Source organism: Odoribacter sp. N54.MGS-14 (assembly GCF_000980295.1).
In the GTDB taxonomy this organism is placed as follows: domain Bacteria; phylum Bacteroidota; class Bacteroidia; order Bacteroidales; family Marinifilaceae; genus Odoribacter; species Odoribacter splanchnicus.
Genome location: NZ_LARL01000200.1, coordinates 1 through 259 on the forward strand (window position 1 = coordinate 1; position 259 = coordinate 259).

General features: G+C 56.0%; 1 rRNA gene. It reads right to left on the reverse strand.

Annotation, left to right across the window (positions count from 1 at the left end):
* Positions 1-259 (reverse strand): 23S ribosomal RNA (locus WS42_RS15115); the annotation flags it as partial.

Below are 259 nucleotides of genomic sequence, written 5' to 3' on the forward strand. Positions count from 1 at the left end.
GAATGGGAGATCTCATCTTGGAGTAGGCTTCGCGCTTAGATGCTTTCAGCGCTTATCCCTTCCCTACTTAGCTACCCAGCTATGCTCCTGGCGGAACAACTGGTGCACCAGCGGTAGGTCCATCCCGGTCCTCTCGTACTAAGGACAGCTCTCCTCAGATCTCCAACGCCCACAACAGATAGGGACCGAACTGTCTCACGACGTTCTGAACCCAGCTCGCGTACCGCTTTAATGGGCGAACAGCCCAACCCTTGGGACC